This is a genomic window from Blautia sp. MB18-30 (assembly GCF_023669475.1).
GTDB classification, from domain to species: domain Bacteria; phylum Bacillota; class Clostridia; order Lachnospirales; family Lachnospiraceae; genus Blautia_A; species Blautia_A fusiformis.
Genome location: NZ_JAMOYY010000047.1, coordinates 1 through 22,293 on the forward strand (window position 1 = coordinate 1; position 22,293 = coordinate 22,293).

The 22,293-nt window shown below is 45.4% G+C and carries 19 protein-coding genes; 18 read left to right on the top strand and 1 reads right to left on the bottom strand.

The genetic code is table 11. The annotated features are described in order from the left end of the window. Positions 1-338: 338 nt before the first annotated feature. From NCY57_RS14715 to ptsP, 9 genes are all read left to right on the top strand, one after another. Complete coding sequence (locus NCY57_RS14715) at positions 339-1,649, top strand: amidohydrolase (RefSeq protein ID WP_173740158.1); 1,311 nt, start codon at positions 339-341, stop codon at positions 1,647-1,649. A gap of 104 nt (positions 1,650-1,753) precedes the next feature. Then, positions 1,754-3,016 carry an ABC transporter ATP-binding protein gene (locus tag NCY57_RS14720; RefSeq protein WP_173740159.1) on the top strand — a complete coding sequence of 421 codons (1,263 nt, stop codon included), beginning with the start codon at positions 1,754-1,756 and terminating at the stop codon, positions 3,014-3,016. After that, positions 3,009-3,863: an ABC transporter permease gene (locus tag NCY57_RS14725; protein ID WP_015525679.1), complete on the top strand. Its 855-nt coding sequence runs from the start codon at positions 3,009-3,011 to the stop codon at positions 3,861-3,863. The genes NCY57_RS14720 and NCY57_RS14725 overlap by 8 nt, the downstream gene beginning before the upstream one ends. Continuing rightward, the gene (locus NCY57_RS14730) at positions 3,860-4,654 is read left to right on the top strand and encodes an ABC transporter permease (protein WP_022426292.1); all 795 of its coding nucleotides are present in this window, start codon (positions 3,860-3,862) and stop codon (positions 4,652-4,654) included. The genes NCY57_RS14725 and NCY57_RS14730 overlap by 4 nt, the downstream gene beginning before the upstream one ends. Beyond that, complete coding sequence (potA, locus tag NCY57_RS14735; RefSeq protein WP_015525681.1) at positions 4,644-5,690, top strand: spermidine/putrescine ABC transporter ATP-binding protein; 1,047 nt, start codon at positions 4,644-4,646, stop codon at positions 5,688-5,690. The genes NCY57_RS14730 and potA overlap by 11 nt, the downstream gene beginning before the upstream one ends. Then, positions 5,690-6,508, top strand: a complete 819-nt coding sequence (locus NCY57_RS14740; RefSeq protein WP_173740160.1) for an ABC transporter permease — start codon at positions 5,690-5,692, stop codon at positions 6,506-6,508. The genes potA and NCY57_RS14740 overlap by 1 nt, the downstream gene beginning before the upstream one ends. A 12-nt stretch (positions 6,509-6,520) precedes the next feature. Continuing rightward, complete coding sequence (locus tag NCY57_RS14745; protein WP_092073339.1) at positions 6,521-8,374, top strand: extracellular solute-binding protein; 1,854 nt, start codon at positions 6,521-6,523, stop codon at positions 8,372-8,374. A gap of 33 nt (positions 8,375-8,407) precedes the next feature. Further along, positions 8,408-9,448: a polyamine ABC transporter substrate-binding protein gene (locus NCY57_RS14750; protein WP_173740161.1), complete on the top strand. Its 1,041-nt coding sequence runs from the start codon at positions 8,408-8,410 to the stop codon at positions 9,446-9,448. 29 nt (positions 9,449-9,477) lie between these two features. Beyond that, complete coding sequence (gene ptsP / locus NCY57_RS14755) at positions 9,478-11,130, top strand: phosphoenolpyruvate--protein phosphotransferase (RefSeq protein ID WP_022426290.1); 1,653 nt, start codon at positions 9,478-9,480, stop codon at positions 11,128-11,130. Positions 11,131-11,286: 156 nt separating this feature from the next. On the opposite strand, the gene NCY57_RS14760 is transcribed toward ptsP, so the two are convergent. After that, a complete protein-coding gene (locus tag NCY57_RS14760; RefSeq protein WP_021651064.1) occupies positions 11,287-12,165 on the bottom strand; it encodes a homocysteine S-methyltransferase family protein in 879 nt (292 codons plus the stop codon). A gap of 299 nt (positions 12,166-12,464) precedes the next feature. On the opposite strand from NCY57_RS14760, the gene NCY57_RS14765 reads away from it, so the two are divergent. From NCY57_RS14765 to NCY57_RS14805, 9 genes are all read left to right on the top strand, one after another. Further along, complete coding sequence (locus tag NCY57_RS14765) at positions 12,465-13,190, top strand: polysaccharide biosynthesis tyrosine autokinase (protein ID WP_015525686.1); 726 nt, start codon at positions 12,465-12,467, stop codon at positions 13,188-13,190. A 36-nt stretch (positions 13,191-13,226) separates the two neighbouring features. Beyond that, positions 13,227-13,943, top strand: a complete 717-nt coding sequence (locus tag NCY57_RS14770; RefSeq protein ID WP_015525687.1) for a CpsB/CapC family capsule biosynthesis tyrosine phosphatase — start codon at positions 13,227-13,229, stop codon at positions 13,941-13,943. A gap of 12 nt (positions 13,944-13,955) precedes the next feature. Further along, positions 13,956-14,690: a YveK family protein gene (locus tag NCY57_RS14775; RefSeq protein ID WP_015525688.1), complete on the top strand. Its 735-nt coding sequence runs from the start codon at positions 13,956-13,958 to the stop codon at positions 14,688-14,690. Positions 14,691-14,741: 51 nt separating this feature from the next. Further along, entirely contained in the window at positions 14,742-15,536 is a 795-nt protein-coding gene (locus NCY57_RS14780) for an immunoglobulin-like domain-containing protein (RefSeq protein ID WP_044961262.1), read from the top strand. Positions 15,537-15,623: 87 nt separating this feature from the next. Next, positions 15,624-17,042, top strand: coding sequence for a sugar transferase (locus NCY57_RS14785; protein ID WP_021651066.1), 1,419 nt, complete (start codon positions 15,624-15,626; stop codon positions 17,040-17,042). 266 nt (positions 17,043-17,308) lie between these two features. Then, positions 17,309-19,354 (top strand): polysaccharide biosynthesis protein, encoded by a 2,046-nt coding sequence (locus NCY57_RS14790; RefSeq protein ID WP_044961288.1) that lies wholly within the window; start codon positions 17,309-17,311, stop codon positions 19,352-19,354. Between the two features lie 41 nt (positions 19,355-19,395). Beyond that, positions 19,396-20,679 (top strand): DegT/DnrJ/EryC1/StrS family aminotransferase, encoded by a 1,284-nt coding sequence (locus tag NCY57_RS14795; protein WP_021651068.1) that lies wholly within the window; start codon positions 19,396-19,398, stop codon positions 20,677-20,679. A 20-nt stretch (positions 20,680-20,699) separates the two neighbouring features. Then, positions 20,700-21,548, top strand: a complete 849-nt coding sequence (locus tag NCY57_RS14800) for a sugar transferase (protein ID WP_021651069.1) — start codon at positions 20,700-20,702, stop codon at positions 21,546-21,548. Between the two features lies 1 nt (position 21,549). Then, positions 21,550-22,293: glycosyltransferase family 2 protein (locus NCY57_RS14805; protein ID WP_250789795.1), on the top strand; the 744-nt coding region annotated here is incomplete at its 3' end.

Here is a 22,293-nt window from a genome sequence, read left to right on the forward strand (position 1 = left end):
GGCATACGGGAACAGTATAAATATAGCTTGTGGACACTGTGTAAGACATTGCAGTACCGTAAGGTGTTTGCCAATGCAGTAGTGGGAGAAGCAAGAATCCCCCTGCTTTAGCTGTGGGGAGTGTCAACAGAAGGACATCTACACAGGAGAGCAGTGGCTGGAGATCATGCCGCAAAAAGCATCCAAAGCGCAGGCTGCTTTGCAGCTAAAACAAAAACTGGAATGTGACAGATTAGTTGTTTTTGGTGATGGAAATATCTCCAAAAAATATCTATTTCCAAATCAACTGTTTTATGATATCATATAGCTTAACCTGCGGAAAATGGAGGTTATAAGACATGAATCATATTGAAGAAAAGATCATTCAGACTATAGATGAACACAGAGATGAGATCATAACTTTTGCGAAGGATATCCAGAGCCATCCGGAGCCGGGATTTTATGAGGAGAGAACAGCCGCACATGTTGCGGCTTTTTTGCGTGGCCTGGGACTTCGTGTGCATGGAGGACTTGCACGCACAGGAGTCCGCGCTGAGTGGATGGAACAGGACGGACCGAACGTTACTATTATCGGAGAACTTGACGCCATCGGATGTAAGTCGCATCCGATGGCTGATCCCGCCAACGGGACAGCACATGCATGCGGACACCACGCACAGATTGCAGCCATGATCGGCGCAGCATTGGCACTGACCAATGAGGAGGTTCAAGCCTCTCTGTCTGGGTCCGTATCTTTTTTTGCCGTTCCGGCGGAAGAATACATTGATGCAGATAAACGTGCACGGCTTCGGAAAGAGGGAATCGGCTTCCCGGCATCCGGAAAAAGCGAGCTAATCCGGCTTGGAGAATTTGATCATTCAGACATTATTTTGACCACACATGTGCACATGATGCCGGTAGAAGAAGATTTTTACCTGGGAAATGCGGCATGCAACGGATTTTCCGCAGAACGAGTGACAGTAAGAGGAAAAGCCGCACATGCAGCCATTGATCCATGGGATGGTGTCAATGCATTAAGTATTACTTCCAGTGCCATCCAGATGATGGGACTGATGCGGGAAACGTTCCGGGAGGAAGACCATGTGCGTCTTCACAACGTGATCCGAAAAGCCGGAGATGTGATCAATGCAGTTCCGGACGAAGCGGTGATCGAAACAAAAGTCCGTGCAGCGTCTCTGGATGCGATCCGGGCAACACAGGAAAAAATGGACCGTGCCTATGACGGAGCTGCCTATGCATTCGGTGGTACGATCGAAAGAGAACCGCTTCAGGGATATATGCCGATCCTGCACAGAGGTGCGGATAAAGTGATGGAAGAATCCGTAAAGCTTCTGGATGCTTCATACCGATGTTCAAAGCCGGCAGATTTTAACAACGCCTGTACCGACGTAGGAGACCTGACCCATCTGTTTCCAGTGCTGAATTTTACATTCGGAGGATTTGCGGGAAAACTTCACGGAGCAGATTTTAAGATCATGGATGAAGAACTGGCATATATCAAACCAGCCAAGCTTCTGGCACTGACTACGTATCGTCTTCTTTGTGATCAGGCAAAAGAAGCAAAAAAAATCTGTCGGGAATTTAAACCTGTATTTAATAAAGAAACTTATTGTCAGTATATACGAGATAATTTTCATGAAAATGAGTAGTTAACCGAATCAGGAGAATCCCCTGCGAGAGTACAATAAGCAATCTTATATCAGGAAAGTCCCATGCAGGGTGCGGATATCATAGCAAACAGAAGGAGAACTAAATGTCCGAAATTTCATTAGAACTGAAAAACATAAAAAAGAGCTTCCAGGAAGGTGAGGACGTCCTGGAAAGCATTTGTCTTACAGCAAAAAAAGGAGAATTTGTCACTCTGCTGGGGTCTTCCGGCTGTGGAAAAACCACCACACTGCGGATCATTGCAGGCCTGGAACAGCCAGATTCCGGCCAGGTTTTTCTGGATGGAAAGGATGTGACATCCCTGGAACCGAATCAGCGCAATGTGAACACAGTGTTCCAGAATTATGCACTTTTTCCCCATATGAATGTAGCAGATAACATTGGATATGGGCTGAAATTGAAAAAAACATCGAAAGCGGAGATCAGCAGAAGAGTCAAAGAAATGCTGGAGCTTGTTCAGCTTCCGGGTTTTGAGAGGCGTAAGCCGTCAGAGCTTTCCGGCGGTCAGCGCCAGCGTGTGGCCATAGCCAGAGCACTTGTGAACAATCCGGAGGTACTTCTTCTGGACGAACCCCTTGGTGCGCTGGATCTGCAGCTGAGGCGTGCCATGCAGCACGAGCTGAAGCGCCTGCAGAAGAAGCTGGGGATCACCTTTATCTATATCACTCACGATCAGGAAGAAGCCATCAACATGTCTGATACGATCGCTGTGATGAACCACGGTCGCTTTGAGCAGATTGGGACGCCGGATGAGATCTATAATCATCCGAAGACCAGCTATGTGGCAACCTTTGTTGGAAATGCCAATATCCTGACCGGTATTGTGGAAAGCATTGCGGAAGAGGAGATTGACGGTACTTCCGCTCAGATCACCGTAAGAACTGATGCCGGAAAAGTAAAAGTATCAATGAACACCGCAGCCAAATCTGACAGAGGATTTTTTCCGCAAAAAGGAGAAAAGGTTACTATTGCAGTAAGAAGCGAAAATATCCGGTTTGAAGAAAATAAAAAAATTGCACAACAAAGCACGCCAAATTGCACATCAGAAAACATACAAAAGAATGTACAGGAGCCCGCAGAAAAAAACACAGATGACAGCTGCGATGGCTTAACCGCCGAAGTCATTGAAAAAACCTTCGCCGGCGGCCAGCTCCGTGTTGTTTTGAAAACTTCGGAAGGTCAGGAAATCGTGGCAAGCCGTTACGGCATTGATACAAATGTCAGTGTAGGAGAAAAGGTGCGCTGCTGTTTTCTTCCTACAGATGCAGTGCTGGTAGATCGGGAAGAAAGATCAGAAGAAGTATTGCCGGATCAGTCAGGTCCCTGTGCAGGAGGTATCCATGCGTAAGCACAGAGCAGGCTCCGTATGGATGATCCTGCCGCTGTATCTTTTTACACTGATCTTCGTCGCACTGCCTCTTCTGTATGTAGTTGCACTGAGCTTTTCCACAGCAGACGGCGGCTACGGTGTGAACTGGAAATTTACTCTGGATAATTACAAGCAGATCCTGGAGCCTGTATACCTGCAGACCTTTACGGGATCCTTCCGCCTTGCGCTCACCAGCACTTTGATCATCTGTCTGGTGGGCTACCCTTTCGGATACTTTATGGCAAAGCTTTCCGAGGGCAAAAAGAAGTTGGCCATGCTTTTCCTGATGCTGCCTTTCTGGGTGAATTCCCTGATCCGTCTTTATGGCTGGATCATCATTCTCCAGAAAAAGGGCCTTCTGAATTATCTGCTGATGAAGCTTGGCATCATCCAGGAGCCCTTAAAAATCCTGTACAGCTATCCGGCGATCGTGATCGGTATGATCTATGTATTGCTGCCGTTTATGGCACTGTCCGTATATTCCAGTGCGGAAAAGCTGGACTGGTCCCTTGTGGAAGCTGCCAGAGACCTTGGAGCCAGCAGATGGAAGGCTTTCTGGAGCGTCACCTTTAAGCTGACTTTGCCGGGACTTCTTTCCGGAGTGATACTTACCTTTATTCCGTCTATGGGTCTGTTTTTTATTGCGGATATCCTGGGCGGAAACAAGATCGTACTTGTGGGAAGCCTGATCCAGGAGCAGATGACAAGAGGCAATAACTGGCCCTTTGCCGCAGCACTGGCTGTGGTACTGATGATACTGACAACTCTGATGATCGTATTATATCGGAAGCTTACCAATGTGAAGGAACTGGAGGGAATCGGATGAAAAAGAACTCAAAGCTTTCAGGACTGTACCTGGGGATCCTGTTTTTCCTTATGTATCTGCCCATTGGTGTGGTAGTGGTATTTTCGTTTAATGAAGCAAGACTTCCGGTGCGCTTTACCGGTTTTTCCCTGAAATGGTATCAGGAACTGTTTCAGGACAGGGATCTGATCCAGGCATTGAAAAACAGTCTGATCCTGGCGGTGTCCAGCTGTGGGGTATCTGCAGTGATCGGAACACTGGGGGCTGTAGGACTTTCCAGGATCCACTGGAAAACAAAAGGGGTGATGGAGTATATTTCCATTCTGCCTCTGATGATCCCGGAGATCATTCTGGGAATGGTACTGATGGCATTTTTCTATATGCTGAACCTGCCATTTGGAATGCTGACACTTCTGATCGGACACACGGTTTTCTGCGTGCCCTATATTTTGATGGAGGTAAAAGCAAGGCTTGTGGGAATGGATCCGTCCCTGGAAGAGGCAGCCAGAGATCTTGGTGCCGGTTCCTTTCGGGCCTTCTGGGACATTACCCTGCCGCTGATCATGCCGGCTGTTATATCCGGTTCTCTGCTGGCCTTTGCCATGTCCATGGACGATGTGGTGATCAGCATTTTTGTAACCGGGCCACGTGTATCCACGCTGCCGATAAAAGTTTACACACAGATGAAAACAGGCGTTACGCCGGAGATCAATGCACTTTGTACCATAATGCTGGGAGTGATCCTTCTGGTACTGGCAGTATATCTGATCGCAGGAAAACGCGGGAAGGGGAATATAAAAGATGAGCAATAAACTGATCGAGTTAAAAAATCTCACAAAAAACTTTGATGACCAGCAGGTGCTCCGGGGCATTAATCTGGACATTCACGAAAACGAATTCCTTACGCTTCTGGGACCCAGCGGCTGTGGAAAGACAACAACCTTAAGGATCATTGCCGGCTTTGAGGAGCCAAGCGGCGGAGAGGTACTGTTTAACGGAATTGAGATCTCCAAGCTGCCTCCATATAAAAGAGAGATCAACACGGTATTCCAGAAATATGCATTGTTTCCGCATCTCAATGTTATGGACAATATCGGTTTCGGCCTGAATCTGAAAAAGGTAGATAAATCTGTTATTGAGCAGAAGGTAAAAAGAATGCTGAAAATGGTAGGGCTGGAAGGCTTCGAAAAAAGAGATGTTACACTTCTTTCCGGTGGACAGCAGCAGCGAGTTGCCATTGCCAGAGCTCTTGTCAATGAGCCGAAGGTTCTTCTGCTGGATGAGCCACTCGGCGCACTGGATGCCAAGATCCGTAAGCAGATGCAGATCGAGCTGAAAAAGATCCAGAGAGAGGTAGGGATCACCTTTATCTATGTTACTCATGACCAGGAGGAGGCACTTTCCATGTCTGATACGGTAGTAGTCATGAACAATGGTGAGATCCAGCAGATCGGAAGCCCGACAGATATCTATAATGAGCCAGAGAACCGTTTTGTTGCCGGCTTTATCGGAGAGTCCAATATTATAGAAGGAACAATGATCAGGGATTTCCTTGTGGAGTTTGATGGCTTCCGTTTTGAATGTGTAGACAAGGGATTTGAGGACAACGAAGCCATTGAGGTTGTTCTCCGCCCGGAGGACCTGGATATTGTGGAACCGGATCAGGCCAAGATCAGAGGAACGGTACGGAACATTACGTTCAAGGGCGTGCATTATGAGATCCTGGTTGAGACGGAGCTTCGCACATACATGGTGCACACTACCGATTATGCAGAAGTGGGACGTGAAGTGGGACTGAAGTTTGGTCCTGAGGATATCCATGTTATGTGCAGAATGGGAGGATACTAATGAAACAGTTCAAGCATCTGATCAAGCCGTATATCATCTGGGCTTCGATCCTGATCGTGGTACCATTGATCCTGATCGTGCTTTATGCATTTACCTCAGATGGAAATGAAGTTCTGACCCTGCATTTTACATGGGCGAATTTTGCAAAATTTCTGGAAGCTACATATTTAAGTGTTATCCTAAAATCCTTCCGCCTGGGTATCCTGACCACACTGATCTGCCTGGTCTGCGGATATCCGCTGGCATACATTATCTCCAAATATTCTGAAAAGGTGCAGAGCTTTCTGATCCTTATGGTCACCATTCCCATGTGGATCAACATGCTTCTCCGTACCTATGCATGGATGAACATTCTTTCTGACAATGGTCTGGTGAACAACCTTCTGAAAATGCTGGGAATCTCACCGATCACCATGATGTATACAGATTTTTCCGTTATCGTGGGCCTTGTTTGTAACTTTATGCCCTTTATGATCATTCCGATCCATACATCCTTAAGTAAAATGGACAAGTCACTGATCGAAGCGGCCAACGACCTTGGTGCCAATCCATTCCAGACCTTCTGGAGGATCACCTGGAAGCTTTCCATGCCAGGTGTGGTCAATGGTATCATGATGGTATTCCTTCTGTCCATATCAACCTTCGTTATTCCGAAGCTTCTCGGCGGCGGCCAGTACATGCTGATCGGTAATCTCATCGAGTCACAGTTTATTTCTGTAGGTGCCTGGAACTTCGGAAGTGCCATTTCTCTGATCCTGGCAGTGATCATCCTGATCTTTATGAGCCTGATGAAGAAGATGGATACTCAGGACGATTAAAGGAGGCAGGAGATGAAAAGAAAAAATACCATATTTTCAAAATTATATGTAGTGCTGTGTCTGGCATTTTTTTACCTGCCGATCCTTGTGACCATGATCTTTTCCTTTAACTCATCCAAGTCCCTGACCAGATTTACAGGATTTTCCCTGCGCTGGTACGGAGAGCTGATAAACAACATGGAGATCAGTAAGGCAGTTTATGTTTCGGTCACAGTGGCAATTCTGGCAACTGTTATTTCCACAGTGCTGGGAACCATCACAGCCATCGGACTTTCAAAATCCAGAAAGGTGCTGAAGGAGATGGTCCTTACCATCAATAACTTTCCAATTCTGAATCCGGAGATCGTAACCGCGATTGGTCTGATGCTGCTGTTTTCTTCGCTGGGAATGACGAAAGGCTATCTGACCATGCTGCTGGCACATATCGCATTCTGTACGCCCTATGTGATCACCAGTGTATATCCGAAGGTGCGAAGCCTGGATCCGAACCTTGCCAATGCAGCCATGGATCTTGGTGCAACGCCATATCAGGCACTTACCAAGGTTATCGTGCCCATGATCAAAGAAGGGATTTTTGCGGGAGCGCTCCTGGCCTTTACCATGTCCTTTGACGATTTCGTAATTTCCTACTTTGTTTCCGGAAACGGAGTAAAAAATATATCCATTGTTGTATATAATATGACAAAGCGTATCAATCCCACTATCAACGCCCTTTCTACTATTGTGATCGTGGTCATTGTACTGGTGCTTCTTTTTGCAAATCTGATCATGCCGAAGCTTCAGGCCTCCACCGTGAAAAAAATGGATCCGAAAAAAAGAAGGATCGTTGCGGTTGTCACAGCTGCTGCGGTTGTTCTGGTATTGGGAAAGTGGACGCTCGTAAGCCAGGGAAACCACGTGCTTCGTGTATATAATGCCGGAGAATATATGGACCTGAGTCTTCTGGACAAATTTGAGAAGCAGTATAACTGTACTGTTGTATATGAAACCTTCGAGTCCAATGAGATGATGTACACCAAGCTGGCCAGTGGTGAAACCTACGATGTTCTGGTTCCGTCAGATTATATGATCGAAAGACTGATCAAGGAGGAATATCTTCAGGCCCTTGACTGGAAAAAGATCCCAAACAGCAAAAATCTTCTTCCCGAGGTACAGAATAAGGACTATGATCCGGGAAATCGTTATTCCTGTCCGTATTTCTGGGGAACTGTAGGAATCCTTTATAATAAGAATGTAGTCTCTCAGGAGGATCTTGACAAAGAGGGCTGGAATATTCTCTGCGATGAAAAATATAAGGGAGATCTTTATATGTATGATTCCGAAAGGGATTCCTTTATGATCGCCCTGAAAGCACTGGGATATTCCATGAACACAAAGAATCTTGACGAGATCCAGCAGGCTTATGAGTGGCTGATCCGGCAGAGAGATACCATGGATCCGATCTATGCAGGTGATGATGTGATCGACAACATGATCTCAGGAAACAAGGCAATGGCGGTTGTTTATTCCGGAGATGCTTCCTATATTATCAGCGAAAATCCGGAGCTTGGCTATTATACTCCGCAGCAGGGAACCAATACCTGGTATGATGCCATGGTCATCACCAAGGACTGCAATGAAGTAGATCTGGCTCATGAGTTCATCAATTTTATGCTGGATGATGAAAATGCTCTTTCCAATACCGAAGAAGTAGGATATACTTCTACTGTAAAGAGTGCATTCGAGGAGATGAAGAACGGAACTTATGAGGGAATTTCTTCCTATATTCCGCAGATCGACAATCCAAAGAATGAGATCTTCGGATACCAGAAGCCAAAGATCAAGCAGAAATTCGCAGAGCTTTGGACAAAGGTAAAAGCAAAATAACAAGACGTCAGAGAGAGACATGAAGGAGGTTCTATGAGATCAAAAAAAGCAGCAGCGATCATGTTATGTGCGGTACTTGGAACATCTATGATAACAGGTGTCAGTGTCAGTGCAAAGGATAAGGATGAACTGGTACTTTATACATGGGACGGAATGTTTCCGCAGGAAGTGCTGGATGATTTTGAAAAAGAAACAGGGACCAAGGTGGTATATTCCAACTTTGATACCGATGAGACCATGCTTGAGAAGCTTTCCCAGGCAAAGGGCGGCGATTACGATGTGGTAATTGCAGATGATTACATTATCGACAGCGCGGTAAAAGAGGGACTTGTCCAGAAGATCGACAAGGATACCGTTTCCAATTTTAAGAACATCAACCCCCTTTATCAGGGACAGTTTTATGATCCGGATGACGAATATACAGTACCTTACGGAGCAGGAATCCCACTGATCGTTTATGATCCGGAGCAGGTAGATATCGACATTAAAGGATACAAGGATCTCTGGGATAAGTCTCTGGAGGACAGCATTGCCATCGTAGGTAATTACCGCGTGATCTGTGGCATCACACAGCTTTCCATGGGAGAGAGCATGAACGAAGAAGATGTAGCCGTGATCGACAAGACCGGTGAGAAGCTGAAAGAGCTGGCACCGAACATTCGTATGATCCAGGATGACAATACACAGAATGCCCTTCTCAACGGAGAGGCAAGTGTGGCATTTCTTTATACATCACAGGTAACACAGGCACTGAAGGATAATCCGGATCTTAAGGTGGTTTATCCGGAGGAAGGTCTTGGATTTGGTATTATGGGAATGTTTGTGCCAAGTGAAGCACCGAATGCGAAGGCTGCCAATGAATTTATCAATTATATCCTGGAGCCGGAAGTATCTGCACAGTGCATCAACTATATCGGATACTACAATACAAACAAGGCAGCAGATGATCTGGTAGACGAGAACCTGGTTGTTCCGGACAGCGTGACAAAGGGTGAGATCGTACAGAATGTAAGCCAGGAAGCAGAGCAGGAATACAATAAGATCTGGACAGAGTTTAAAGCTGCCTGCGATTAAGCAGACGAACCAGTAAGGGGGTTTTTCAGGTGGAGATATACAAAGGCACATCCGCTTTTTCCGGAATAGCCATTGGAAAAATACTGTATTACCACAGAGGCGAATATCAGATCCGTCAGTCCATGGTAGACAATGTAAAAAAGGAGCTGGATCGTCTGGATAATGCAAGAACAGCGGTAAAGAACCAGATCCAGCATATGTATAAAAACGGAGCACCCCTCCCCAAAGAGCAGGAGCTGACCTTGAAACGTCAGCTGAAGCTCTTAAGTGGCGGCAGCTTCCAGCGGGCCGTAGAAAGCATGATCACGACAGAAAAGGTCAGTGCAGCTTACGCAGTCCAGACAACCAGGGATGAGCTTGCAAATGTGTTCCGCAAGCTGGAGGACGAGGCTGTCAAAGAACAGATCGAAAATATCAGGGAGATCTCCGAGCTGCTGATCGGCGCCATGGGTGGCTCCCATGCACGGATCAATCTGGGAGATGAGCCGGTGATCCTTGCAGCAGAGCAGCTTTCCCCCAATGAACTTCTGGAGATGAACAAAGCCAGTCTTCTGGCGGTAGTCATGCATCAGGGGTCTGTTATTTCCCATGTATCGATCATGGCAAAATCCATGGAAGTCCCCACCCTGGTCGAGGTGGAGATACAGAAAGAATGGGATGGCCATATGGCTATTGTAGATGGGTATACAGGAACACTGTATATCGATCCGGAGCCGGAGCTTCTTAAGGAATATGAGATCCGTCATGCAGCAGATAAGGAAGAGCGGGAAGAACTTTTGAGACTTCGGAACCAGAAGGATATCACAGCCGATGGCAAGGAGATCAAGCTTCTGGCAAACATCGGAAATCTGGATGATCTGAATACGGTTCTTTATTACGGAGCAGCAGGTATCGGCCTTCTTCGAAGTGAATTCCAGTATCTCGGAAGAGAGAATTATCCAAGAGAGAATGAGCTGTTCCGTGCCTATAAAAAAGTAGCCGAGGATATGGATGAACGTCCGGCAGTGATCCGTACCGTGGACCTGGGGGCAGACCGTCAGGCAGAATATATGGCAATTCCTGATGAGGTCAATCCTATGATGGGAAACCGCGGCATCCGTCTCTGCCTTGATCGCAAAAAAATGTTTAAAGCGCAGCTTCGGGCTATTTACCGTGCAAGTGCCTATGGAAATATCAACCTGATGTATCCGATGATCACGTCCGAGGATGAGCTGGATGAGATCGAGAAGCTGATCCGTGAGGTAAAAAAGGGCCTGGATGAGAAGAATATTCCTTACAAAAACATCCGTACCGGAATTATGATCGAAACACCGGCAGCGGTCATGATCAGTGAAGAACTTGGAAAACGTGTGGATTTTCTGAGCCTTGGAACCAATGACCTGACCCAGTATACCCTGGCTATGGACCGGCAGAATCTTCTTTTGAAGGATAAATACAACGATCATCATCCGGCGCTTGTAAAGATGATCCGCATGGTAACAGAGGCAGGACATAAGTCAGGATGTGAAGTTTACATATGCGGAGAGCTGGCAGCAGATTCCAATCTTACCGAAGCTTTTATCCAGATGGGAGTGGACGGCCTTTCCGTTGTTCCTGCCTGTGTACTTCCAGTGCGAAAAGCGATCCGCAGCTCCTATGCGGATGAGGCAAACCGGCCGGAAGAAGCAGTAAAAGAGAAATAATATCCGGAAAAATAAAAATCCTGAGAATTTCTATGTTGATATCTGTTAATATCTCACATAGGATCCTCAGGATTTTTTTGACGGAATCTTTCACTCACGGCTTATTGTTGTTCTCAATTGAAGCAGTGCGTGGAAGCATATCTGTTCCGGTTAAAGTTATCGAAGTCCAAGCACCTGGGCGGTTTCCGAAATAAACTCCGGTGTGGTACCACAGCATCCGCCGATCACGGAAGCACCGTTGTCCACCAGCACCTTCATATAACCTGCAAAATCCGCAGGGGTCATGCTGTAAACTGCATTTCCAAGATCATCGATCTGGGGCATTCCCGCATTGGGTTTGGCAATGACCGGAATGGAAACGTTCTCTTTGATATTACGGATAACCGATACCAGCTGATCCGGGCCAACCGAGCAGTTGATGCCGACAGCGTCTGCACCTGCAGCTTCCAGGGACATGGCAGCCTCTATGGCATTTCCGCCGCTGAAGATACTTCCGTCTGCTTCTACAGTCACGGTACAGATGATAGGAAGCTCGCAGACACTCTGGCAGGCGTCTACAGCAGCCAGTGTCTCCTCGATATTGATCATGGTTTCCGCTACGATCAGGTCCACACCTGCATCACGGAGATAGCCGATCTGTTCCTGATAGACTTCGAAGGCTTTTTCGTAAGTCATGTCACCGGCCGGTGCCATCATCTTGCCTGTGGTGGTGATATCACCTGCTACGAAAACACCCTCCGGTGCGATCTCCTTTGAATAGCCTGCCAGGGTATGATTGATCTGTTCGATCTGATCCTCCAGTCCGTGCATAGTGAGGTTAATGCGGTTTCCGCCGAAGGTAGGCGCATAGATGATATGGCTTCCCGCCGCGATGTATGCCTTCTGCAGAGACTGGATCACATCCTTGTGCTCAAGCACCCAGCTCTCTGTACAGACACCACGCGGCATGCCGGCCTTCATCAGGTTGGAGCCGGTAGCACCATCCAGCAGCAGGACATGATCTTCGGTCAGTTTCTGAAATTCCTGTTTTGTCATATGTTTATATCCTCCTTATGGCAGCCAATCACGGTTGGCAAAAAATAGGGCTCCTCCTGTAACCGCTGCACTCATTGCCGTGGGTTTATTTTAACACAGGGAATAAAAATAATCTATCCTGTTTCTGGGCCGGGAAATAAAAAATAATAAAAATTAGGCAAATTGTACATATTTAACGACTTTTCTGTCGAATAAAGAACTTGCGTATTAGAAAATAGGATTGTATAATAACCTATAGACATGCCCAAAGGGCAAGACTGTCATCAGATAGAACAAAAAGGTAAAGGTGAAAAGGAATTATGATTAAAGTTAAACTGAGCAACTGGAAGTCTGATCACCAGATGGATGAGGCTTATAAAGCTCTGCGAACAAATATCCAGTTCTGCGGAGCAGATAAGAAAGTGATCGCACTTACCAGCTGTACTCCTAATGAGGGAAAGAGCAGTGTGGCATTTAATCTTGCTGCCTCTCTTGCTGAGAGCGGCAAATCAGTGCTTCTGATCGATGCCGATCTGCGTAAATCCGTTTTGATGGGACGTGTGACAGTAGACCAGGAGGTAATGGGACTTGCTCATTATCTTTCCAAGCAGGCCAAGCTTTCTGACGTGATCTGTGCCACTACACTTCCGAAGTTCCATATTATCTTCTCCGGTATCGTACCTCCGAACCCGGCAGAGCTTCTCGGAAACAGACTCTTCAAGGATATGATCCGCGTGGTAAGAGATGTTTATGATTACGTTATTGTAGATACACCGCCGCTTGGACTGATCATCGACAGTGCTATCATAGCAGATTCCTGCGACGGATCTGTAATCGTCGTTGAATCCGGTACTATCAGCTACCGTTTTGTACAGGAAGTAAGAGATCAGCTTGCCAAGAGCAACTGCCCGATCCTGGGAACCATCCTGAACAAGGTGGACTACAGCAAGGCCGGCAATTACGGTCACTATGGCAAGTATGGTAAATACGGCAAGTACGGTAAGTATGGTTCCTACGGAGATTATGGTGAGAGCAGCAGTAAATAAAAAAACATTGACAACAGAAATGAGTGGGTTATTTTAATGAAGGGACTTTATGATATTCATTGTCATATCCTCCCCGGGGTGGATGACGGTGCAAGAAACATGGAAGAATCACTCTGGATGCTCAATAAGGAGTATCAGGAGGGCGTACGTCATGTGATCCTGACACCACATTTCCGGTACGATATGTTTGAGCCGCATATGAACATTGTGACAAGACAGTTTATGCAGCTGCGTAGAGCAGCCATGAATATTGGTGATGAAGGCATGAGACTTTATCTGGGCTGTGAACTCCATTCCAGTATGGATATGGTGGAATGCCTTAAGAAGGGACGGCGGCTTACCCTTGCAGGTTCCAGATATGTGCTTGTGGAATTCAGCAACGGAGATGAGAAAAATTATATTGAAGAACGGGTCAGAAGTCTTCTGATGAATGGTTTTATCCCGATCATCGCTCATGTGGAACGTTATAAGGCTACCCGGAACGATATTGGATTTTTGACAGAGCTGAAGGATATGGGAGCACATATCCAGGTCAACGCAGATACCATCAGCGGTCAGGACGGATTCGGGGCAAAAACCTTTGCACGGAAAGTCATGAAGCATGGGCTTCTGGATTTTGTCGGTTCTGACGGACACCGTAAGACGGAGCGTATCCCGGAGATCGGCAAATGTGTCGCCAAAATGGAAAAAACAATGGGGAGCGAATATGTAAAGAAGATCTTTATCAAAAATCCCCGGAAAATCACAGGGTAATGGAGAAAAGAAATGGAAAATCAGACTGTTAACAACAACGACGAAGTAGAGATCGATCTTGGTGAGGTATTTCACCTGTTACTGAGCAAGCTGGGTGTTATCATTTTATCCGGTATTGTTTTCTGCCTGGCAGCTGTTATGGGAACCATGCTTCTGATCACACCGAAGTATGAATCCACAACCAAGATCGTGGTACTGTCCAAGCAGGACAGCAGCACACTGACCAATCAGGATATCCAGACAAGTACATCACTGACCAAGGACTATGCGGAGCTGATCAAGAGCCGTACAGTTACTGAGGGTGTGATCGCACAGCTGAAACTGGATATGACACATGAGGAGCTTCTTAAGAAGCTTTCCGTAGATACACCAACGGATACACGAGTAGTATCCATCACAGTTACAGATACCGATCCTTATACAGCGGCACAGATCGCAAACGCAGTAAGAGATATTGCTTCCAAGCATATCCAGCAGGTTATGGATATCAAGGCAGTAAATGTGGTAGAGACAGCAAACATCCCGGATGAGCCGTCAAGCCCAAGCGTACCGAAAAACGGTGTGATCGGCGGACTTCTGGGTATCCTTCTGGCAGCAGCCGTTGTGCTCATCGTATATCTGACAAACGATACTGTAAAGACACCGGAAGACGTAGAGAAATATCTTGGATTAAGCGTACTTGGTACAATCCCATACTCTTCCAAAATGGGCAAGAAATCCAAAAAGAAAAAGAAACGTCACGCATAAAAATAACAACAACGGATCAAAGTGTTGGGAAAGGCCGGGAGCAGCAAAAATATGAAGAAATTTTTTGTGTTTTTATTAGTGGTCATCTGCCTTGGTATGGGAGCCGGTGTAGTATACATGAAGAGCTCCGAGGATAATGAAGGACCGAAGATCACATTTGAAGAGGGAAAAGATACGAATTATACATCCGATATGACAGAAGAGGATCTTCTGAAGGATGTAAAGGCACAGGATGACAGAGATGGAGATGTTACAGAGTCTCTTACTGTAGAAACCATATATCCGAAGAATGACGGAAAACAGGTTTCTGTTATCTTTGTTGCAAAGGACAAAAACAACAATGTAACAAAAAAAGAATTTACCATGGAAGCTCAGGACGGCAGTGCCGAAAATCCGCAGCTGGGACTGATCGATAATGACGGTCTCACAGAGAACGGAGATTCCACAGATACCACAGAGCCTGCAGAAGAGACAGATATGCAGGATGGGACAGAAGCAGACAGCACAGATGCTGAAAGCGGAGATTCCGCAGAAGGAGAACTGACTCCGGAGGAACAGGCGCAGAAGACACAGGAAGACAAGATCGAGCAGCTTTCTCCGCAGGATCCAAAGATGTATCTGACTACCTATTACGTAGAGGTACCGGTAGGAACTACGCTGGATAAATTAAGCTATGTAAAGGATATCCAGGATGATACAGAGTCAACCAGTGATCTTTTCAAAAGGATTCAGATCACCGGTGATGTAAATACAGCTGCACCGGGAACTTACGAGCTTACATATTATGTAGTAGACAACAGTGGAAACAGCTCCAACGGAGCCGTACTTACCATTGTTGTGAAATAAATATCATCCCCTCTCCAGGTGCCTGAGATACCGGAGAGGGGATAAAAGCAACAAAAAATGTAAGCGAGGGAAGGCGTAGAAAAGAATATGTATCAAAAAGAAAACAGCAGCTGGGTAAAACATGCCGATTTTACGATTTGCGATATGTTGTGTCTGCAGCTTGCGTTTGTACTTGCATACTGGATCCGAAACGGGATCGATCAGCCATACGAGACAGAGCTGTATCGAAATGTGGCAGTGGTGATGTTTCTTATCCAGCTGATGGTCACATTTTTTAATGAAAGCTTCAGCGGAGTTCTGCGAAGAGGAATGCTGGTGGAACTGAAGAAAACCTTTGAACAGTGTACACTGGTCTGTCTTCTGGTCCTGGCATATATGTTTCTTTTAAGAATTGGAAACAATTATTCCAGAATGATCCTGCTGATCACCTATGTACTTTATATCTGCTTCAGCTACTGCGGCAGACAGGCATTGAAGAAATTCCTGAAGGATCACAGATACGAAGAAAGCGAGAAGCGATCCCTGCTGATCGTTACAGTCAGTGAAAATGCAGACAATGTGGTGGAAACCATCCGCAAGAATAATTACGGAACCTATCATTTGGCAGGAATTGTTTTTATGGATTGTGACAAGAAGGGAGCATCCGTCTGTGGAGTACCGGTAGTAGCCGGGAGTGAGGATATGATCTCCTATATCCATAAGAACTGGATCGATGAAGTATTTTTTGCAGTGCCTAAGGAAATTCCGATCCCGGAGCAGATGATCAAGGATTGTTCTGCAATGGGAGTTGTTATCCATATGAGACTGGCAACCATGAAATCCCTTGGCAAGAACCAGGTGGTGGAGGAGCTTGGCGGATACACTGTGCTTTCCAGCAGTATCCACATTGTGACACCGCGCCAGATGTTTGTGAAACGAGCTATGGATATCGCAGGCGGTCTGGTAGGTTGTCTTTTTACAGGAATCGCAGCGATCTTTCTGGTTCCGGCCATTAAGATCAAATCTCCGGGTCCTGCATTTTTCTCACAGGTCCGCATGGGAAAGAACGGTCGTCCGTTCAAGATCTATAAATTCCGCTCCATGTATATGGATGCAGAAGAACGCAAAAAAGAACTGATGAAACAGAATAACATAAAAGATGGAATGATGTTCAAAATGGATGATGATCCACGAATCATCAAAGGAGTAGGACATTTTATCCGAAAGACATCCCTGGATGAATTTCCACAGTTCTGGAATATTCTGAAAGGAGATATGAGTCTTGTAGGAACCAGACCGCCGACAATGGATGAGTGGGAGAAGTATGAGCTTCACCATCGCAAACGTCTGGCCATCAAGCCGGGACTTACCGGTATGTGGCAGGTAAGCGGTCGAAGTGATATTACGGATTTCGAGGAAGTCGTAGAGCTTGACACAAAGTACATTGCCGAATGGTGTCTGAAACTGGATATTGAGATCCTGGTTAAGACAGTTATGGTCGTTTTCCGCGGAAGCGGCGCCAAATGATTCATACATATTGAGATTCGAATATAATGACCCGGGCTGCGGAGACGCAGTTCGGGGATAAAAATAAATTAGATAAGTTATAAATATAAAAGAGGAAGTAAAAAATGCAGATTTTATTGATCATGCTGATCGTAGTACTTCTTGCGTTCTCGGTCCTGCTTCTGGCACTGGCAAAACAAAGTCCCAGGGAAAAGCAGACAGAAGACAAAGAGCAGGAAGAATACATCAGGGATTATGCAGAAACAGTAAGACAGACCGGAGGAAGTATGAAGAAGTTAGAACATTGGAAAGTAATTGCGATATATCTGATCATCTATGACATGATAGCTGTTAATTTTTCTTATTTTATGGCGCTGCTGGTGAGATTCGATTTTCGGTATTCCTCGATTCCCACAGATTATTTTGATGCATGGAGGAGCTTTGCACCAATCTATACCATTATCATCCTGGCAGTATTCGGATGCCTGCATCTGTATAACAGTGTATGGCGTTTCGCAAGCTTCCATGAGCTGATCAAGATCACGGTTGCAACTGTGATCACAGGTGTTCTGCATATTGTGGGTATCACGATCTTCTGGGGACGGATGCCGGCTTCCTATTATCTGATCGGTATCATGCTGCAGTTTTTCCTGACTGTAGGCGTACGTTTCTCCTATCGTTTTGTACTTCTTGAGCGGAACCGCAGAGAAAAGAGCGAGCGTGAGGAGCGGAGCAAAAACGTGATGATCATCGGTGCAGGAGAAGCGGGCAGGACCATTGTCCGGGAGCTTCAGAATGCAAAGGAAACCAATTCCAGAGTACGCTGCCTGATCGATGACAACCCGAATAAATGGGGAAGATACATGGAAGGCGTTCCGGTGGTAGGCGGAAGAGACGATATTTTTCTCAATGTGGACAAGTATCATATCAATCAGATCCTTCTTGCGATCCCGACGGCAACACCGCATCAGAAGCGGGATATCCTGAACATCTGCAAGGAAACCGGCTGCGAGCTGAAGCAGCTCCCGGGTGTATATCAGCTTGTAAACGGAGAAGTATCCCTGAGCAAGATGAAAAAAGTAGCAGTGGAGGATCTTCTCGGACGAGACACCATCAAAGTCAACATGTCAGAGATCTTTCAGTATCTGAAGGGCAAAAGGATCCTGGTAACAGGAGGCGGCGGTTCCATCGGAAGCGAGCTCTGCCGTCAGATCGCAGGTCATGAGCCGGAGCTTCTGGTGATCTTCGATATTTATGAAAATAATGCATATGACATTGAGCAGGAGCTGAAGGCCAGTTATCCGAACCTGAACCTGAAGGTACTGATCGGCTCCGTCCGTGACAGCAAAAGGATCAACTGGGTATTTGAAACCTATAAGCCGGAGATCGTATATCATGCAGCCGCACATAAGCACGTACCGCTGATGGAGAACAGCCCCTGTGAGGCGATCAAGAACAATGTGGTAGGAACCTATAAGACTGCATATGCGGCAATGATGAACGGCTCCCAGCGATTTGTGCTGATCAGTACCGACAAGGCTGTAAACCCGACCAACATCATGGGCGCCAGCAAACGACTCTGCGAAATGGTAGTCCAGAGCATGAACATGGTCAGCCACAACGGACACACCGACTGGCTGCCACGACTTGGCGGACACAGAAAGGATACCCTGGATGCACTTCACGACAACGAAGGTCAGGCATATGTAAGTGAGAACCATACATCGAAAACAGGAACCGGCACAGAATTCGTAGCTGTACGATTCGGAAACGTTCTCGGCAGCAACGGAAGTGTGATCCCGCTGTTCAAGCGCCAGATCGAAAAAGGCGGCCCTGTCACCGTCACACATCCGGACATCATCCGCTACTTTATGACTATCCCGGAGGCCGTAAGCCTTGTCCTCCAGGCAGGAACCTACGCCAAAGGCGGCGAGATCTTCGTCCTGGACATGGGAGCCCCGGTAAAGATCGACACCCTTGCCCGAAACCTGATCAAGCTTTCCGGCTACACCCCGGATGTAGACATCAAAGTCACCTACACTGGTCTCCGCCCAGGCGAAAAGCTTTACGAAGAAAAGCTGATGGCCGAAGAAGGCATGGAGAAAACTCCAAACGACCTCATCCACATCGGCAAACCCATCGAAATGGACGTACAGGAATTCTTCAAACAGCTGGAAGTCCTGGCAGCATACGGCTACGCCAACAGCGAAAAGATCCGAGACATCGTAGCCGCGATCGTACCGACCTATCACTCGGCGGATTCCGACCTGAAGCTGCATAAGAAGGTGTATGAGGAGCTGATGAGTGAGGCGGCTGTGGCTGCGGAGAAGTGATCAAGCATAAACTGAAAGTACATAAAAAGAGGTAGAGAGCCATGTTCAAAGAAAGTAACAAGTTTGAAAAATTTGAATCAAAAGTCTGGTTAAGCAGTCCAACAATGCATGGACCGGAAATTGAATATGTAAAAGAAGCATATGAAACAAACTGGATGTCTACAGTAGGAAAAAACATTAATGAAGTAGAAAAACTTGCCTGTGAATATATCGGCTGTAAATATGCAGTAGCTTTATCAGCAGGAACGGCTTCCTTACATCTGGCTATGAAACTGGCTGGAATTGAAGCATATGGTATGCCAAAAGTTGGTCATGGAGCATTGGAAGGAAAGAAAGTTTTCTGCTCCGATATGACTTTTGCTGCAACAGTAAATCCGGTTGTATACGAAGGTGGAGAACCGGTATTTATTGATACAGAGTATGATACCTGGAACATGGATCCGGAAGCATTGGAAAAAGCCTTTGAAATCTATCCTGATACGAAGGTTGTGGTTATTGCACATCTTTACGGAACTCCGGGAAAGATAGATGAATTAAATGCAGTGATCCGAAAGCATGGAGCTATTTTGATCGAGGATGCGGCAGAATCTATGGGAGCCACATACAAAGGGGTTCAAACAGGTACGTTTGGAAAGTATAATACGATTTCTTTTAATGGAAACAAGATCATTACAGGAAGTTCAGGCGGATGTTTCCTGACAGATGATGAAGAAGCTGCAAATAAAGTACGTAAATGGTCAACGCAGGCCAGAGAGAATGCTGCATGGTACCAGCATGAAGAACTGGGATATAACTATCGAATGAGCAATGTGGTTGCTGGCGTTGTACGTGGGCAGTTTCCATATTTAAATGAACACATTGCACAGAAAAAAGCAATCTATGAGAGATATAAAGAGGGATTAAAAGGATTACCAGTATCTATGAATCCAATGGATCTGGAAAATTCTGAGCCAAATTACTGGCTGTCTTGTCTGATTATTGATAAGGAAGCAATGTGCAAGCAGGTTCGTGGCGAGCAGGACGTCTGCTACATAAAAGAAACAGGAAAAACATGTCCGGCAGAAATTTTGGAAGCAATTGCATCTATTAATGCAGAAGGACGCCCAGTTTGGAAACCGATGCATATGCAGCCGATTTATCGTCTGAATCCATTTGTTGTAAAAGACGGAAATGGAAGAGCCAGATCGAATGCATATATTGCAGGCAGCGTGTCTGATGTTGGAATGGATATTTTCAACCGAGGTCTGTGTCTGCCTAGTGATAATAAGATGACAGTGGAGCAGCAGGAGAGGATCATTGAGGTTATTCGGGCTTGTTTTGAATAGTATTCAAGAGGAATGAGATTGTGTCTAAAAAGAAAAAATTGGGTCTTCTGGCAGGAAGTACAGCAGTAACGACTGCGACAACAGCACATGCAATGAAAAAGGAAGCAGATAAGACTACATATACTGCTGAATTAATGAGTACGATTAAACCCCGTAAGATGGGATTTTATGAGAAGTATATAAAACGAGGGATGGATGTAATATGTGCATCTGCGGCAATTTTATGTTTTAGTCCGATTTATGCAGGAGTTGCTCTTTTAGTAAAAATAAAACTGGGATCACCAGTTATTTTTACGCAGGATCGTCCAGGTTTGGTAGATAAGAACGGAAGAGAAACGATTTTCAAAATGTATAAATTTCGTACGATGACAGATGAACGAGACGAAGAAGGAAATCTGCTTCCTGATGAAATAAGACTGACGAAGTTTGGCGCATGGTTAAGAAAGACAAGCCTAGATGAGCTGCCGGAAGCTTTTAACATCCTGAACGGAACGATGTCAGTAATTGGTCCAAGACCTCAGCTGGTAAGGGATATGGTATTTATGACGGATGAACAAAGAATGCGTCATACCGCAAAACCTGGCTTATCAGGACTGGCACAGGTTAATGGGCGAAATGCGATTACCTGGGAAGATAAATTGGAGTGGGATCAGAAATATATCAAAAAAGTTGGGCTGATAGAAGATATTAACATTATTTTAGAAACAGTCAAAAAGGCATTTATCAAGCAGGAAGGCATTTCACAGGATGATATGGCTACGGCAGAGGATTTTGGGGATTATCTGTTGAGAACAGGTAAGATTAGCTTGGAAGAATATCTGGAAAAACAAGAAATGGCAAAAGAAATTTTAATAAAGAGTGGGAAATAACATGAGTGATTTAGTGTCAATTATAATGCCGTCTTATAATACAGCACAATATATAACTGAAACAATACAATCAGTAATTGATCAGACATACCACAATTGGGAATTGATTATTGTGGATGATTGTTCAACAGATAATACTGACATAGTGATTGGAAAAATAAAGGATCCAAGAATCAGATATATAAAAAATGAAAAAAATTCAGGAGCAGCGGTTAGTCGGAATAGGGCGTTAAGGGAAGCTAATGGAAGATGGGTTGCGTTTTTGGATTCGGATGATTTGTGGAAACCAGAAAAACTGGAAAAGCAAATTTGTTTTATGATGAAAAATAGATATTATTTTTCATATACCAATTATGAAGAAATAGATGCTGATGGAAATAAAACAAATGTAATTGTTACAGGACCAAAAGTGATATCTAAAACAGGAATGTTTAATTACTGTTGGCCGGGATGTCTGACAGTTATGTATGATCGAAAAAAAATCGGTCTGATTCAGATTGCAGATATAAAGAAGAATAACGACTATGCAATATGGTTGAAGATATGCAAAAAAACCAGATGTTATTTATTGGATGAAGTTTTGGCAGAATACAGACGTGGAAGAAGCGGAAGTATCAGTACACATGGATATAAAGAACTGATTAAATGGCATTATAGATTGTTTCGATTTGCTGAAAAAGAAAATCCTATATGTAGCTTAGTAAACACTATAAGAAATATGACATTTGGCTTATATAAAAAGAAA

Bases quoted from the DNA above. Each gene is read 5' to 3' on its own strand.
- NCY57_RS14720 (WP_173740159.1), top strand. From the start codon at position 1,754: ATGTCCGAAATTTCATTAGAACTGAAAAACATAAAAAAGAGCTTCCAG.
- NCY57_RS14795 (WP_021651068.1), top strand. From the start codon at position 19,396: ATGTTCAAAGAAAGTAACAAGTTTGAAAAATTTGAATCAAAAGTCTGG.
- NCY57_RS14745 (WP_092073339.1), top strand. From the start codon at position 6,521: ATGAAAAGAAAAAATACCATATTTTCAAAATTATATGTAGTGCTGTGT.
- NCY57_RS14740 (WP_173740160.1), top strand. From the start codon at position 5,690: ATGAAACAGTTCAAGCATCTGATCAAGCCGTATATCATCTGGGCTTCG.
- NCY57_RS14765 (WP_015525686.1), top strand. From the start codon at position 12,465: ATGATTAAAGTTAAACTGAGCAACTGGAAGTCTGATCACCAGATGGAT.
- NCY57_RS14725 (WP_015525679.1), top strand. From the start codon at position 3,009: ATGCGTAAGCACAGAGCAGGCTCCGTATGGATGATCCTGCCGCTGTAT.
- potA (WP_015525681.1), top strand. From the start codon at position 4,644: ATGAGCAATAAACTGATCGAGTTAAAAAATCTCACAAAAAACTTTGAT.
- NCY57_RS14790 (WP_044961288.1), top strand. From the start codon at position 17,309: ATGAAGAAGTTAGAACATTGGAAAGTAATTGCGATATATCTGATCATC.
- NCY57_RS14760 (WP_021651064.1), bottom strand. From the start codon at position 12,165: ATGACAAAACAGGAATTTCAGAAACTGACCGAAGATCATGTCCTGCTG.
- NCY57_RS14780 (WP_044961262.1), top strand. From the start codon at position 14,742: ATGAAGAAATTTTTTGTGTTTTTATTAGTGGTCATCTGCCTTGGTATG.
- NCY57_RS14730 (WP_022426292.1), top strand. From the start codon at position 3,860: ATGAAAAAGAACTCAAAGCTTTCAGGACTGTACCTGGGGATCCTGTTT.
- NCY57_RS14770 (WP_015525687.1), top strand. From the start codon at position 13,227: ATGAAGGGACTTTATGATATTCATTGTCATATCCTCCCCGGGGTGGAT.
- NCY57_RS14775 (WP_015525688.1), top strand. From the start codon at position 13,956: ATGGAAAATCAGACTGTTAACAACAACGACGAAGTAGAGATCGATCTT.
- NCY57_RS14750 (WP_173740161.1), top strand. From the start codon at position 8,408: ATGAGATCAAAAAAAGCAGCAGCGATCATGTTATGTGCGGTACTTGGA.
- NCY57_RS14715 (WP_173740158.1), top strand. From the start codon at position 339: ATGAATCATATTGAAGAAAAGATCATTCAGACTATAGATGAACACAGA.
- NCY57_RS14785 (WP_021651066.1), top strand. From the start codon at position 15,624: ATGTATCAAAAAGAAAACAGCAGCTGGGTAAAACATGCCGATTTTACG.